The sequence below is a fragment of the Streptococcus suis genome (genome assembly GCF_019856455.1).
Classification (GTDB): domain Bacteria; phylum Bacillota; class Bacilli; order Lactobacillales; family Streptococcaceae; genus Streptococcus; species Streptococcus suis_AE.
The window spans coordinates 935,952-952,150 of sequence record NZ_CP082205.1; the positions used below are offsets into that span (position 1 = coordinate 935,952).

The following is a 16,199-nucleotide window of genomic DNA, read 5'->3' on the forward strand; positions in this document are numbered from 1 at the left end:
TCTATTTTGAGAAATATAGTTGTTTTTACATGTGAAATATATAAAGGAGATATTTGTGAACAAAAGAACATTGTTATTTCTTTCTTTGTGTGCATCCGCTTTGAATGCTCAGCTTGTTCAAGCGGATATGGTAAATGCCCCATCTAGTCAAGTTTCTTCATCTCAGGTTGCTGAAACTGGCGGGCAGCTATCTGTCGTTGATGAGGCTGGTCAGATTAAAGCTATTCTATCGAACATTCAAGGGGAAATTATTGGTGTTACAGCCCAGTTTAGCTCTGAAACAAATAGCGGCATTACTGTCACATTCTCAATGGATGAGCAGGGTAGATATGTAGCGGTTTTAGATCGGTCTGCATTTGCGGAGGAAGACCAAGTCTTTTCGCTGAAGTTAACAGCACAATTAACAGATGGAAGTTTTCAGACCTTATCAGATTATAGTTTCGAGTGGAAGAAGGATGTCGTAAGCGCGGCTGAGAAGCCTACTGCTTTGGATAATAGTGATGCAACTCCGTCTAAAATTGAGGAGAAAGCAACTTCGACTACTACAAGAACAACGGTTAATTCTAATTTGACAGCAGGTGCAACAAGCAGTACTTCGAATTTGCTGACAAGAAGTATTTCAGGAAGTTCGAATGGCTCTACAAGTGTTCCAAGTGCTCGAGTCAGTACAGCTTCCAGTTCGGTCAATGTTACACAACCTACAGGCACCATCACAATTGAAAATCGTAACGATTCCCAAGGTACCTTCGATGTTCGTGTTACTAATGTTTCATCACCGAAAGATATAGCAAGTGTTGTTTTACCCACTTGGTCACAGACGGATGATTTACGTTGGTATGAAGCAAAGCGTCAAGCAGACGGAAGTTATAAATTAACTGTCAATAAGAAAGACCATAAGTATCGTACAGGTACCTACACGGTTCATCTATATTATAAGGATTCAAATGGTGGTTTGACAGGTGCAGGTGGTACAACGACTTATTTATCAGAAGCGAAGCCAACAGGTACCATCACAATTGAAAATCGTAACGATGCCCAAGGTACCTTCGATGTTCGTGTTACTAATATTTCATCGCCGAAAGATATAGCAAGTGTTATTTTACCCACTTGGTCACAGACGGATGATTTACGTTGGTATGAAGCCACTCGTCAGTCAGATCGCAGCTATAAGTTAACTGTTAATAAGAAGGACCATAAGTATCGTACAGGTACCTACACGGTTCACTTATATTATAAGGACTCAAGTGGTGGTCTGACAGGTGCAGGTGGTACAACGACTCATTTATCAGAAGTGAATCCGACAGGTACCATCACAATTGAAAATCGTAACGATGCCCAAGGTACCTTCGATGTTCGTGTTACTAATGTTTCATCGCCGAAAGATATAGTAAGTGTTATTTTACCGACTTGGTCACAGACGGATGATTTACGTTGGTATGAAGCCACTCGTCAGTCAGATGGCAGCTATAAGTTAACTGTTAATAAGAAGGACCATAAGTATCGTACAGGTACCTACACGGTTCACTTATATTATAAGGACTCAAGTGGTGGTCTGACAGGTGCAGGTGGTACAACGACTCATTTATCAGAAGTGAATCCGACAGGTACCATCACAATTGAAAATCGTAACGATGCCCAAGGTACCTTCGATGTTCGTGTTACTAATGTTTCATCGCCGAAAGATATAGCAAGTGTTATTTTACCCACTTGGTCACAGACGGATGATTTACGTTGGTATGAAGCCACTCGTCAGTCAGATGGCAGTTATAAGTTAACTGTTAATAAGAAGGACCATAAGTATCGTACAGGTACCTACACGGTTCATCTATATTATAAGGATTCAAATGGTGGTTTGACAGGTGCAGGTGGTACAACGACTTATTTATCAGAAGCGAAGCCAACAGGCACCATCACAATTGAAAATCGTAACGATGCCCAAGGTACCTTCGATGTTCGTGTTACTAATGTTTCATCGCCGAAAGATATAGCAAGTGTTATTTTACCTACTTGGTCACAGACGGATGATTTACGTTGGTATGAAGCAAAGCGTCAAGCAGACGGAAGTTATAAATTAACTGTCAATAAGAAGGATCATAAGTATCGTACAGGTACCTACACGGTTCATTTATATTATAAGGATTCAAATGGTGGTTTGACAGGTGCAGGTGGTACAACGACTCATTTATCAGAAGTGAAGCCAACAGGCACCATCACAATTGAAAATCGTAACGATGCTCAAGGCACCTTCGATGTTCGTGTTACTAATGTTTCATCACCGAAAGATATAGCAAGTGTTCTCTTACCTACCTGGTCCCAGTCAGACGATATACGTTGGTATGAAGCCACTCGTCAGTCAGATGGCAGTTATAAGTTAACTGTTAATAAGAAGGACCATAAGTACCGTACAGGTACCTACACGGTTCATTTATATTATAAGGATTCAAATGGTGGTTTGACAGGTGCAGGTGGTACAACGACTCATTTATCAGAAGTGAAGCCAACAGGCACCATCACAATTGAAAATCGTAACGATGCTCAAGGCACCTTCGATGTTCGTGTTACTAATGTTTCATCACCGAAAGATATAGCAAGTGTTCTCTTACCTATCTGGTCCCAGTCAGACGATATACGTTGGTATGAAGCCACTCGTCAGTCAGATGGCAGTTATAAGTTAACTGTTAATAAGAAGGACCATAAGTACCGTACAGGTACCTATACGGTTCACTTATATTATAAGGATTCAAATGGTGGTTTGACAGGTGCAGGTGGTACAACGACTCACTTATCAAATCCGTCGGCACAGCGATCCTACACAGTCTATATTGACCCAGGGCATGGAGGGCGAGACTCGGGCGCTTCTTACGGTGGCGTACATGAAAAAAATCTTGCATTGTCTGTTTCAAATAAGTTGCGTGAAAATCTCTTGCAATATGGAATCAATGTTTTGATGACCCGTACAGGTGATTATGATGTAGACTTCAAAACAGAGAGGTCACGAATGACGAATGCAAGCAACGCAGACTTATTTATTAGTATCCATTTTAATGCGACGGGAGCAGGAGTTTCGAATGCGACTGGTATCGAAACATACTGGTATCAATACGATCCGGAATACCAACCTAAAATTAATAAAGAAATGCATAATAACCCTACTCGTTTAGCTGAAAGTGAGATTTTAGCCAACAAGGTTCAGGAGAGTTTAATTAAAGAAACAGGTGCAGTTAACCGTGGCGTAAGAAGAGAAACTTTTGCAGTCCTTCGCGAGACAGCAATTCCTGCCATTCTAGTGGAGCTAGGATTTATGGATAATCCTTCGGAATTACAAGTTATCAAACAAGATTCTTATCACACTCGCCTTGCGAAAGCATTGGCACAAGGCGTAATGAATTGGTATGGTGCTGTTGAGGGAAAGTAGAAATTGCAGGTACAGGTATTGAAACAGGAAAACTTTCTAATGATCAAAAAAGTTTCATAGCTAATCTAGTACCTGCAATTGTGCAAAGTTCAAAAGCTAATTCTATCCTTTCGAGCGTCATGTTATCTCAAGCCATCCTAGAAAGTGCATGGGGAACGTCATACTTGGCGACTCATGGGAATAATCTTTTTGGCATCAAAGCGGGTGCTGCATGGACGGGTGATACAATTGAAATCATTACCAATGAATACCGTGATGGTGAGAAGAAGCAAGAAAAGCACTTGTTTAGAAAATATAATTCATGGAATGAAAGTGTAGCAGACTATGCTAAGTTCTTTACCTCTACTCCGTGGAGAATAAAAAATTACCAGAGTTTCAGAGAGGCAACTGATTATCAACAAGCGATTCTTGCGCTAAGACAATCAGGATATGCTACTGATCCGAAATATGGTGAAAAATTACGATCAATTATCGAGAATTACAAGCTTTATCTTTTAGATAATTAAGTTTTTTGCCCAGCCTCTTTTAGGGGACAAATAAATAGCCTTGCTCAAAAACGAGCAAGGCTATTTTTATCACTCATATAGATCTGTTAGAGGTCGTTTATCAACGGCACTATTGTATTCTAGTTGTAAGTAGGTTTGGTAAAGTGATAGGCTGGATATGTCTTCAATTTGTTGGCCATTATTATCGGTATTTCCCCAGCTAGTAATGATAGGTGCTTCGATTTGCATAACACTCAAAAATTGTTGGTAAGGTGATCGAGGAAGGGCATAGTCGGATTCGGATAAAATATCCATCAAATATGGAACGAGATAGTTTGGGCTAATAGTTGTAGATTCACGTTCCTTAATATCAAAATTAGACCAAATCACAAAAGGGGTAGAATATTTAGCGGCAGGATTATTTTCATCCATAAATTGTGCGTAAAATTCCTGAGTCAAACTAGGTTGGTGATCGCCGTACATGACGATGACTGTTGGCTCTTTGTAAGTGCTAAAGAAAGTAATTAAATCTGCAAATGCTTCATCTGTTCTTTTCATGCTGGTCAAAAATTCTGTTTCAGCTAAGTATTCAGATGTTGAACCATTAATGCTGACTTCGCGAGGATAAATTTCTTCCGTACTTGGATAGCCTCCATGTCCTTGCATGGTAACAACAAAGCTAAATAGAGGCTGGTCTCCTTTTTGGGTATAAAGTTCTTTTATTCCGTTGAACAAGAATTGGTCAGATGGCCAGCCACGATCGATTGTTAGTGGTGCTAAGCTACTAATAGCAGGTTCCGAATCTAAAAAATAAGATTTATTAAACCCCAGTAGAGGATACACTGCATTGCGGTTGTAATTATTTCCGGATTGAGGATGTAGAGCTACGGTGTCGTAATTTTTATTTTTTAGATAAGTTGCGAAACTTGGACGTTCTTGTGTGATAATCTGCTGATATGGAAATAAATTAGAAGATAGTAAACTGATTGGGTTACTTGTCAGAACTTCATACTCTGTATTGGCTGTTCCGCCTCCAAATACAGAAACATTTAATGTACCGTGAACAGTATTATCTGTTAAAGCATGTTGGTTTGATAGCGGATTAGGTTCCATATTTAAGCCCTGTAAGTTTGAAAAATCACTCTGTGATTCATTCTGTATAAAGATAATATTAGGTCTGATTGTTTGTCTTTCTGGTTCAGGAGAGTATTTTTCAAGAACTTCACTAAGCTTGGAAGCTGAATATCCATCAGGCTTAGTTATTTTACTATCTTCATAGAAAGAGGCGAGCGAGAGTGGTAGCCCAAATTGACCGTAGGTAACGTACATTCTCCAGTAATTTAATGATATATTTGCATTAGAGACGACAGTTTTATTAATCATTGGAACGATTGTTATTAAAATTATATAACCCAGTAAAATTCTGCTGAAACGTTTCGGCCACTTGAAATCATAACTAGAATAAAACGTTCTAGAAGGTAGAAGTTTTGGTAAATATAATTTAGGGATAAAGAAAAAGAAGGTCAATAAAATATAAGAAAATACCATGCTTTGTAGCATTCGATTGTTGATATTAATTGCTACGCTAGAAGCTACATTTAATCCATCTGTGATTTGAAAAAGATTATAAAATAATAGAGGAGCATCACGGCTGTCAATCAAAAGTTGGTTACTTATACCAATAAATACTGAAGCAGATAGCATTGATAGGCTGGCAAATCGTAGATTAGTTGTAAAGACTAGTATTAGGTAGAGGACTCCGATAATGATTAGATTGTTCCAAAGACTGTTTGGGGAAAGAGTAGAGAATTGTGAATAGCTATTTTCAATAATAAATAATGAAAAAATGGGAACTAGAAGGTAAATCACTGATAGACTAATCGTTTTGAAGGCTTTAGAGATATGACCTCGGAGTTGTTTGTATCCCAAAAGACTAAAAAATATAAGGTAGGTCAGTGGAACTAATAGCTGTTGAGTTTCCATTTTATTAAAACTGGAATTAAACAGTACTAGTTCGTTGCGATATAAACGTGGGAATGTAAAAGTAGTGAATATATATTGAGTGATTAATAATATTGTTAAGATGCTGATATGTCTTCTCTTGATTCTCCGTGTTGATCCATTTAAGATAAAGCATGATAGGCCTAAAGCAAGGACTATTAAGTGGAGATACCAAAATTGATTATCTTTAGTTATCCGTAAAGTATAGGGAAGTTCAATAAAGGCTAAATTTTTATATTTATCTCCAGTTGATGTGTCAACAGATTCAACCAATTGTCCACCAACTTTAATTTTTACAATAGTCGGATTTTCACTAACAAAGTATTCAAATGATAAGGTTCTTACGGAAGAGGAAGATTTAATTACGAGTGAATTTTCCTCACCTAGAGAAGAAAAATTGGGAATTAAATCAGCATCATTGATTCCCCATTGGTTTTCTATAATTTCTGATGAATGAATATAACGTCCATTTATTTGGATGCTGTCGATTACTTGGTTTGGTTGTTCTGCAATTATTTCTATAGTTCCATCATTTTTTGTAGAACCTAATTCGTTTTGAATGAGATGTGCATAGAGAAAGAAACTTCCAATCAATCCGATGGAGATCAGTATGTGAATAAGCTGTTTGATTAATTTCATATTTATTAACAATTCTAAGTTTTATATTTTTAAAATCCAGTACGTATTATATCAAATTTTTCTTATTAACTCAAAATTTGTTTTTATCTATACTGTGAAGTTAGGGTGTAGAAAAAGAAAAGGTTTTATAGCCAAACTAGGATAGAATTAGGAAAAAAAACTAAAAAATGGTATAATGAAAAGAACTGCAATTTGATGGAGAGGATTCATGAAACATGTTTTTATTATCGGTAGTCGTGGACTGCCAGCAAAATATGGTGGCTTTGAGACCTTTGTCCAACAATTGGCCAGTCACCAACAATCTGAAAGGATTCATTACCATGTGGCGTGCTTGTCTGATACAAGTCATCACCAACATTCGACCTACCTAGGTGCAGATTGCTTCACCATTAATCCACCAAAATTTGGACCAGCTCGTGTGATTGCTTATGATATGATGGCGATTACTTATGCCCTTAAAATCATTAAGGACCAGCAGATAGAGCGACCAATTTTCTATATCTTGGGAAATACCATAGGTGGCTTCATAGTACCTTTTGCGAAAAAGATTCACTCTGTTGGAGGTACCTTGTTTGTCAATCCAGATGGTTTGGAATGGAAACGGGCCAAGTGGGCTAAGCCAGTCCAAAGGTATCTAAAATTTTCTGAAAAAATGATGGTCAAATATGCTGATTTGATTATTGCTGATAATGAGGGAATTGAGGATTATATTCAATCTGAATACTCGGCTACCAATACACGCTTCATTGCCTATGGTACAGATTTAAGTCCGACCAAGTTAACAAAAGAATCTGAGCAAGTTCGCCAATATTTTACAAATTGGAACATTAAAGAGAAAGAATTTTATCTGATTATCGGTCGTTTTGTACCTGAGAATAACTATGTGATAGCAATTAGGGAGTTTATGGCAAGTAACACGAGACGTGATTTAGTCATCGTTGCAAACCATGAAGGCTCTGCCTATTTTCAAAAATTGAAAGATGAGACAGGCTTTATATCCGATAAGCGGATTAAGTTCGTAGGAACAGTATATGACCAAGAACTACTTAAGTATCTGCGCCAAGAATGTCGAGCTTATATTCATGGACATGAAGTTGGAGGAACCAATCCTAGTCTCCTAGAAGCGCTGGCGCAAACCAATGAAAATTTGGTTTTAGGTGTTGATTTTAACCGCAAAGTTGCCCTAGAAGGTGCTCGGTATTGGAGTAAGGAGTCAGGTAGCCTGAGTCAATTAATTAACCAAATTGATGAGAATGCTGAAGCGGTGGAATTAGGAGAAATTGCGAAAAAACACATGAAGGATGAATACACCTGGGAAAAAATCGTCCAAGAGTACGAGGAATTATTTTTACAATGAAAGTAAACATACTCATGTCGACCTACAATGGTCAACAGTTCTTAGCTGAGCAAATTCGTTCTATTCAAGAACAGACTTACACAGACTGGATACTGTTCATTCGTGATGATGGTTCCAGTGATCGAACTAGAGAGATTATTAAAGATTTTGTTGAACAAGATCAGCGAATTCATTTCATGGATGTTGAGACAGACGAAAATCTCGGTGTCATCAAAAGTTTTCATAGGCTAGTTCATTATGATACTGCTGATTTCTATTTTTTCAGTGACCAAGATGATGTTTGGCTGCCAAATAAACTGGAAGTTAGCCTGAAAAAAGCACAAGCCTATCCAACAAATTTGCCATTGATGGTTTATATGGACCTCAAAGTTGTCAATCAAAATCTAGAGGTTATGGCAGAAAGCATGGTAAAATCTCAATCTCATCATGCCAATACGGAATTGGTGCAAGAGTTGACTGAGAATACTGTGACTGGTGGTGTCGCCATGATTAATCATCATCTTGCTGAAATGTGGCAAGTAACTGAGGATATTTTGATGCATGATTGGTATCTGGCTCTGCTTGCGTCAGCCTTTGGAAATTTGGTATTTATTGATCAACCAGGGGAACTGTACCGTCAGCATTCTGATAATGTTTTAGGGGCTCGAACACTCTCAAAACGCTTTAAAAAATGGATTCGCCCTCATATTTTATTTGCTGTCTATTGGGATTTGATAAAAAATAGTCAAAAACAAGCCCGACACTTACTACAAATGCCTCTATCTCAGTCAAATAGAGAATTAATTGAAGCATTTGTAACCATTATGGATAAACCAATGCTAGAACGATTCAGGATTTTGAGAAAATATGGATTGAGGAAAAATAAGGCTTTTCACACCTTCGTGTTTACAACACTGATTGTGACAAAATTTGCTTATAAGGAGTAGTTATGAATTTATTAAATAAAGAAAACCAAATTCTATTAAGAGAGATGGTTAAAACTGATTTTAAACTGCGTTATCAAGGTTCTTTGATTGGTCACCTGTGGTCAATCCTAAAACCATTGTTACTTTTTACAATTATGTATTTAGTCTTTGTACGTTTTTTGCGTTTTGATGATGGAACTCCACATTATGCAGTAAGCTTACTGCTTGGTATGGTTACTTGGAACTTTTTTACTGAAGCAACCAACATGGGAATGATGTCCATTGTTTCTCGTGGAGATTTGTTGCGTAAATTGAATTTTTCGAAAGAAATTATTGTCTTTTCTTCAGTTGCAGGAGCTGCAATTAATTACGCCATTAACTTAATGGTTGTGTTTGTATTTGCTGCTATTAACGGAGTTCCCTTTACTTGGTCCGTTTTAGTTATAATCCCATTGTTTTTTGAATTGGCATTACTAGCAACAGGTATAGCTTTCATTCTATCTTCTTTATTTGTAAGATTTAGAGATATTGGTCCAATTTGGGAAGTGTTCTTACAGGCTGGATTGTATGCGACACCAATTATTTATTCATTGACATTTATTTTACAGCGTGGGCAAGTAACATTTGCTAAGTTGATGATGTTGAACCCTGTTGCACAAATTATTCAAGACTTGAGACATTTTATTGTTTATTCTGGGAATACTACAGTTAGTGAATTGATAGAAAATCCTGTTATTGTGGCAATTCCGTATATTCTTCCAGTCGTTGTTTACCTATTGGGTATAACTGTGTTTAGAAAAAATGCCAAAAAGTTTGCGGAGATTTTGTAATGGTAAAAAATAATAATATTGCTGTAAAAGTAGAACATGTTAGCAAGAGTTTTAAGCTTCCAACGGAGAGTAGTCAGAGTTTAAGAACTACACTAGTTAATCTATTTAAAGGGATTAAAGGCTACGTAGAGTATAATGTTTTGCAGGATATCAGTTTTGAAGTTGAAAAAGGGGACTTTTTTGGAATCGTTGGTCGCAATGGTTCTGGTAAGTCGACACTGTTAAAAATTTTATCTCAAATATATGTTCCTGAAAGAGGGACTGTAGCTGTGGATGGTAAATTAGTTTCTTTTATTGAACTTGGTGTTGGGTTTAATCCGGAACTAACTGGTAAGGAAAATGTATACCTAAATGGTGCGATGTTAGGATTTACTGCAGAAGAAATTGATGCAATGTATGATGATATTGTTGAATTTGCGGAATTAAGTGAATTCATGAATCAAAAGCTGAAAAATTATTCTAGTGGTATGCAGGTACGTTTAGCCTTTTCAGTTGCCATTAAAGCTCAAGGAGATATTCTGATACTTGATGAGGTTCTAGCAGTCGGTGATGAGGCCTTTCAGCGTAAATGTAATGATTACTTCCTAGAGCGTAAAAAAAGTGGAAAAACAACCATTCTTGTCACCCATGATATGGGAGCTGTGAAAAAGTATTGTAATAAAGCTCTTCTTATAGAGAAAGGATACGTCAAGGCATTAGGAGAACCTGATGATGTAGCTAATCAATACAGTTTTGATAATGTGCTTGCCTTAATAAGCGAAGTTACAGAAAACGAAGAACCTCTGCATCAGAGTGATATTGTAAAAGATTTGCAGATTAACCTGGTCTCAAAAAATCAAATTGAACCAGATGAATCAATTGAAATCGAGTTTAGATATACGGTTTTAGAAGATATTGAAACACATGTTGCATTTACATTTTTAGATTTAGAACGTCATTTTGATGTATATAACGACAATTCTATGGATTTAAAAATGTTTGGCAAAGGCGAGAAGTTTTTCCGAGTGAAATGTAAGCTACCTTCAATTAATCAGGCAAAATTAAAAATGGCGGTGTCAGTACGAAATAGTAATAAGCAGCCGTTATTATTTGCCAAGACTTCTGACACACCAGCTATTTTTATTAGTAGGAAGTTTAGTACTGATAATATTGCAGAGGAAGACGCAGCAACCGGGTTTATTCAGAGAAATAGCCAATGGGAGCTGCTAGATTAATAAAATATAACGGAGGCAGAATGTCGCGTTTGTTGGTATATGTTCACTATAATAAATATAATGTTGTCAGTGAATATATTTATTATCAATTAAAGTCGATACGAAGTATTTATTCAGACATAGTTTTTGTTTCTAACAGCCATGTTTCAAAGGACATAGTACAATATTTACAGTCGGAACGACTGATTGATTTTTTTATCCAAAGAGATAATATTGGTTATGATTTTGCGGCATGGAAAGAAGGGCTGAATCAAGTAACATTTTATCAATATGATTCGGTAACTCTGATGAATGATACATGTTTCGGCCCCCTCTGGGACCTAGAGGATTATTATAGTCAATTTGACAGTGATGTTGATGTAGATTTTTGGGGGATGACCAATCACTTAGAGACAAAAATAGATAGTGTAGTTGTCCCGGAACATTTACAGTCATATTTTATGGTATTTAAAAAACGAATCTTGCAGAGTCAAGCATTTGTTGATTTTTGGTCATCGGTAAGTGAGCTAACAGATATTCAAGATGTTATAAAATTATATGAGAGCCAATTGACAAAAATACTTTTATCAGAGGGCTATAGCTATAAGTGTGCATTAGATACGTCCATTTGTTGTAAAACCCTTGAAAATAGCAACATTACACTAGAATATCCAGAAGTTATACTAAAAAATAATGTTCCATTCATAAAAATAAAGAGTTTTACCGAATATCCAGACAGAATATACTCTTTATTACATCTTATTAGGATGAAAACGAAATATCCAGTTGAATTAATCGAGAGGCATTTGAGGCAGATAATTATTCCAGGTACGAGTTTTATTCCTCCAATACGGGTTTCGCAAACGACGGAGACCGTTCGTTCTTCGACGTCGGTACTTCTTCATGTTCACATAGAATCAGTGTCTATTTTTGAAGAGTATATTGAAGAGTTATGCAAAATATCTGATAGGTGTCAGTTACTAATAACATTGCCAGAAACTGATTTTTCAAATAATTTTAGTATAGTTGAGAGATATTTGTCTACTTACAAATTGCGAGCCCAAATTGTAAAACTCACAGATGAATTGCATTTTTTTGAAATAGTAAACAACTATATGGGAGATGCCAAATATCTTGCTCATATAACTGTCAAACAAACAAAGGAAATAAAATATTCTGTAGAGGATATTATTGACAGGTATCAGTTGAGGAAAATGTTTTTTACATCATTTGATGCAGTGATTTCTAATTTTGAATCACAATCTAATTTGGCTGTAGTTATTCCAGACTTAACAACCAATCAAAGATATGATAGAAAAAGTCTTCGAGAGGGCAATCCAGAACTTATTCGTCAATTGCATATACTCTATGAATCACTTGCGAGAACTAAGAAAGTTGATTTTTATAAAGTGCCTTATATAATTGGAGAAGAAGTAAGTTGGTATTGGATAAAAACAGAACACTATAAAAAGATTGAGGAGAAATTTAGAAACATTGATTTTTCAAAAGAAGATAGATTATTGTTAGTTCCAATATTATTTATTTATAGCGCGTGGGATTTATCAAACGATTATGCAGTGGTCGAGAATACTGAAAATGTGAGTCCAATCTTGGAAAAGATTAGTTTTTCTAGCGGAAGAGAATTGCGTTTAATTATTGAAGAAAAGGAATTTTTACAAATTGGACTGAGAAGGACACTAAAGATAATATCAGTTGGAATTGTAAGCGTGTTTAAGATGATAAAGAAATCTCTATTAAAAAATTAGGGATAACGGATGACAAACAAGGGGAAGATAGTGTGAAGAACAAAATAGCATCACCAAAAATAATATTTATTTGGAATTTATTAGGAAGTGTTTCCTCAGCAGCAATATCAATATTTTTATTGTTACTAGTAACACGTTTGTTGACGGAATTAGAGGCTGATATTTTTAGTTTTGCTTATGCAGTAGCAAATCTTTTTGTAATCATTGCTAGTTTTCAGGTAAGAGATTATCAAGCTACTGATGTTTCGAAAAAGTTTTCGTTTAGCCAGTATCTTGTAACAAGGCTTATAACAATCACTATTATGCTATTACTTGCCTTAAGCTATATTTTTCTGTCTAAATATGAATTTCAAAAATCTGCTTGTATTTTCCTAATATGTTTGTATCGTGGAAGTGATGCTCTATCGGATGTTTTTCAAGGATTGTTCCAACAAAATGCTCGGCTAGATATTGCAGGTAAATCACTTTTTTTGAGAAACTCTATTGTGATTTTGACATTTGGACTTGGTTTGTTTATAACCAATAACCTGCTACTCTCATTAATCTATCTAGTAATTAGCTCATATTTATTTATTTTCTTTTTTGATGTTCCGAATTTGTTTCAATTTACGAGGGTTATCAAAGAAGAAATTAATTTGAAAGCCATTAAAAATATATTATTAGAATGCTTGCCGTTATTTATTAATGCATTTTTACTTGTTACTATCTATAATCAACCTAAATATGCTTTGAATACTTTTTTTGAGAGAGGTGTTATAGGAACAGGTGTTCAAAGAGATTTTAATATTTTATTTATGCCTGTTTTTTCAATGAATATTTTATTGATTTTGTTTAGACCCATGATAACTCAGTTGGCTATATATAGAAGAGTTGGGGACTATAATCAGTTTAAACAATATCAGAAGCGTATCGTTAAAATGGTTGTCGGGTTGGCTGTGTTAGTTTTGGTTGGGGGAATAGTGTTGGGGATTCCGGCATTAAATATTCTCTATGGAACGAATCTTAATAAATACTGGCTAAGTTTTATTATAACAATGCTTGGGGGAATTGCGAGTACCTTTGCAACCATTTGTGATAACATGCTTACTGTTTTGAGGAAGCAAAAGTATCTCGTAATTTCATTTGCAATTTCTTGTTTATTATCCATATTGATTTCTAATCCACTGGTAGAATATTATGGAATATTGGGGGCAGCTATTGCTTTTGTTAGTTCGATGTGGACTTGGTTTTTAATTTCTTTCGTAATATATCTAAAATTGCAAAAACATTTGAATTGGGAAGTACAAGAATGAAGATAGAAAAATTATTTTTAAGGTTAGCAATCCCCTTTTTGTTAATTTCAATATTTGTTATGCCTGTGACAAAGGTTCCTGATGAAGCAACACATGCTTTTATGTCGTGGAATATATTATTTGATTCTCCGACAAGTAGAGATACTGAGGCAATGAATGAATTACGGACAACAGATTTTGCATATTCAAAACCGGAGATTCATGCAGTTGATTCTACAGAATATTCAAGCCTTTTTACCAAAATTCGTGATTTTTCAAAGGACAAATTATCTATCGATTTTTCTCTGAAATCGTTAATGAGTACACCTCAGCTAATTGGTCTAGTTGTAGGTAAATTGCTTTATCCGTCATATGGTATGATGGTCACTATAGGGCGCCTTTTTAATACAATAGTCTATATTATAGGTATCTACTATTTGATAAAAAAAATAAAGTATGGGAAGATGACCCTGTTTTTTGTCTCACTTTTACCTATGATGATTCAGCAGGCTGGCTCACTGTCTTATGATGTGGTGAACTATCTGGCTGTTGTTGCATTTTTTGTTTTTTATGTTAACTTATTGGTAGACAAGGTACTGACCACCAGGAAATTTATCAACTTAATATTACTATCCTTGATACTATATTTAACAAAAGCAAATAATATTTTACTTTTGGCACTATTGTTTTTTGTTGATTTTGAATTTGAAGGCGTCTTATCTAAGTTTAATTCGATTTTAAAATGGATTCAAAAGAGAAGATTACCAATTCTTATTTTGGGGTTTGGACTAGTTTTACTTGTTAGCTATCTATTCCTACATAATAGAGGTGGTGTCGTGCACTTTGTGAAAGTGATGATAAACAGTTTATTTATCAATAATAGAAATGATCATCTTAATGATATTTTAACGGTTGGTATTTTTGGTTATTTTGGCTGGTTTGTCACTCAACTACCTCTCTGGTTAATTTTCATAGATATTTTCATTTTTACGCTATTATTATTTAATGATGGAAATTTAAAGATAAGTAAAACAGAAGGTCTTGCTTCGTTATTTGTACTCCCTGTTCAGGTAGCTATCATTGTAGCGGGCATGTATTTTGCATGGACACCGACAGCTATTGGACCAAATGCAATGATTTCTCAAGGGGCACAAGGAAGATACTTTACTCCGTTTTTAGTCTATCTATTTCCGGCATGTTTAATGTTAAAAGAGCAGGTAAGTGTATCGGTAAAACAGAAGTATTTGATACGGTTGCTCACTGGCACAGTAGTCATTAACTTTATCATGTATCTATTTTTGATAGTGGATTATTATTGGTTGTAAGAAGATAGTGGAAGAGGGAAACGTGAATATATTATTTACATTGAATGATGCTTTTGTCCCGCAAGTTGCAGCTTGTATGGGCTCAATCATGCGAACATTAAACGAAGACGATACATGCCATTTTTATCTTTTCTCAGATGGTATAAGTCAACAGAATAAAGAAAAACTTCATCAATTTGTTACCGACGGAGGAAATAAATTGACAATCGTTGAATTGGAAAACTTGGAATCATATTTTGATTTTGAAGTTGACACAAATGGTTGGGTTTCGGTTGTACTTGCAAGATTACTTGTAGATAAATTACTGCCCGAAGAAGTTGATAGAATCATCTATTTAGATGGAGATACTTTAGTTTTAGAAAATATTCGGGAGCTATGGGAAGTAGATTTGGAGGGGAGAGTCCTTGGAATGTGCCCAGAACCAACAGCTTCATCTGAGAGAAGAGAGAGTTTGGATTTGGGGATGAATATGTATCATAATTCAGGTGTATTGCTAATTGACTTGCAACAGTGGCGAATGAGAGAAATTGGTAAAAAAATATTTCATTATTATCGTGTAAATGATGGACGACTTTTTGCGCCAGATCAAGATGCACTGAATGGAGCATTGAAAGAAGAGATAAAAACACTCTCAATCACTTATAATTATTTTAATATTTTTGATGTTTATCCATATCGTACGTTGGAAAAATTAAGTAGGCCTTCAACGTTTATTTCAAAAGAAGAATTTGTAAAAATTCGTAAGCAACCACGTATTGTTCATTTTTTAGGTGAAGAACGTCCATGGAGAATCGGAAATAAACATCGATTTAGAGAGGACTATGTTTCTGCATTAAATCAGACGCCATGGAGAGGTACTCAATTTGAGAGTGGTTGGCAGTTTTACTTTTTCTGCTTTAATCTTTTTAACATGGTTATGAAGCCTTTTCCTATGTTGCGTTATAAAATTATTACAGTCTTAATTCCTGTATTCATGAAATATAGGAAAATTAGATTACAAAAAGGAGTCTAG

11 protein-coding genes are annotated in these 16,199 nt (G+C 35.5%); 10 read left to right on the forward strand and 1 reads right to left on the reverse strand.

Annotated features, from left to right (window positions below; genetic code table 11):
• Window positions 1–19 precede the first annotated feature (19 nt).
• Together K6969_RS04660 and K6969_RS04665 are read left to right on the forward strand one after the other, a co-directional pair.
• Window positions 20–3,415, forward strand: coding sequence for a GBS Bsp-like repeat-containing protein (locus K6969_RS04660; protein WP_321537476.1), 3,396 nt, complete (start codon window positions 20–22; stop codon window positions 3,413–3,415).
• A 119-nt stretch (window positions 3,416–3,534) separates the two neighbouring features.
• Complete coding sequence (locus tag K6969_RS04665) at window positions 3,535–3,921, forward strand: glycoside hydrolase family 73 protein (RefSeq protein ID WP_029174368.1); 387 nt, start codon at window positions 3,535–3,537, stop codon at window positions 3,919–3,921.
• Between the two features lie 69 nt (window positions 3,922–3,990).
• Here K6969_RS04665 and K6969_RS04670 read toward each other — a convergent pair whose 3' ends face one another.
• Complete coding sequence (locus K6969_RS04670; protein ID WP_171942776.1) at window positions 3,991–6,540, reverse strand: LTA synthase family protein; 2,550 nt, start codon at window positions 6,538–6,540, stop codon at window positions 3,991–3,993.
• 208 nt (window positions 6,541–6,748) lie between these two features.
• On the opposite strand from K6969_RS04670, the gene cps2T reads away from it, so the two are divergent.
• From cps2T to K6969_RS04710, 8 genes are read left to right on the forward strand one after another with little or no spacing between them, the layout of a single operon-like run.
• The gene (gene cps2T / locus K6969_RS04675; protein WP_171942775.1) at window positions 6,749–7,897 is read left to right on the forward strand and encodes a beta 1-4 rhamnosyltransferase Cps2T; all 1,149 of its coding nucleotides are present in this window, start codon (window positions 6,749–6,751) and stop codon (window positions 7,895–7,897) included.
• Window positions 7,894–8,823: a glycosyltransferase family 2 protein gene (locus K6969_RS04680; RefSeq protein WP_171942774.1), complete on the forward strand. Its 930-nt coding sequence runs from the start codon at window positions 7,894–7,896 to the stop codon at window positions 8,821–8,823. The genes cps2T and K6969_RS04680 overlap by 4 nt, the downstream gene beginning before the upstream one ends.
• Before the next feature lie 2 nt (window positions 8,824–8,825).
• Window positions 8,826–9,632, forward strand: a complete 807-nt coding sequence (locus K6969_RS04685; RefSeq protein WP_029174372.1) for an ABC transporter permease — start codon at window positions 8,826–8,828, stop codon at window positions 9,630–9,632.
• Window positions 9,632–10,846: an ABC transporter ATP-binding protein gene (locus tag K6969_RS04690; RefSeq protein ID WP_171942773.1), complete on the forward strand. Its 1,215-nt coding sequence runs from the start codon at window positions 9,632–9,634 to the stop codon at window positions 10,844–10,846. Before K6969_RS04685 ends, K6969_RS04690 begins: the two co-directional genes overlap by 1 nt.
• Window positions 10,828–12,591 (forward strand): rhamnan synthesis F family protein, encoded by a 1,764-nt coding sequence (locus K6969_RS04695; RefSeq protein WP_253911804.1) that lies wholly within the window; start codon window positions 10,828–10,830, stop codon window positions 12,589–12,591. The genes K6969_RS04690 and K6969_RS04695 overlap by 19 nt, the downstream gene beginning before the upstream one ends.
• Window positions 12,592–12,623: 32 nt before the next feature.
• Window positions 12,624–13,883 (forward strand): polysaccharide biosynthesis C-terminal domain-containing protein, encoded by a 1,260-nt coding sequence (locus tag K6969_RS04700; RefSeq protein ID WP_029174375.1) that lies wholly within the window; start codon window positions 12,624–12,626, stop codon window positions 13,881–13,883.
• Window positions 13,880–15,187 carry a DUF2142 domain-containing protein gene (locus tag K6969_RS04705; protein WP_171942772.1) on the forward strand — a complete coding sequence of 436 codons (1,308 nt, stop codon included), beginning with the start codon at window positions 13,880–13,882 and terminating at the stop codon, window positions 15,185–15,187. Before K6969_RS04700 ends, K6969_RS04705 begins: the two co-directional genes overlap by 4 nt.
• A 22-nt stretch (window positions 15,188–15,209) precedes the next feature.
• Window positions 15,210–16,199, forward strand: a complete 990-nt coding sequence (locus tag K6969_RS04710) for a glycosyltransferase family 8 protein (protein WP_029174377.1) — start codon at window positions 15,210–15,212, stop codon at window positions 16,197–16,199.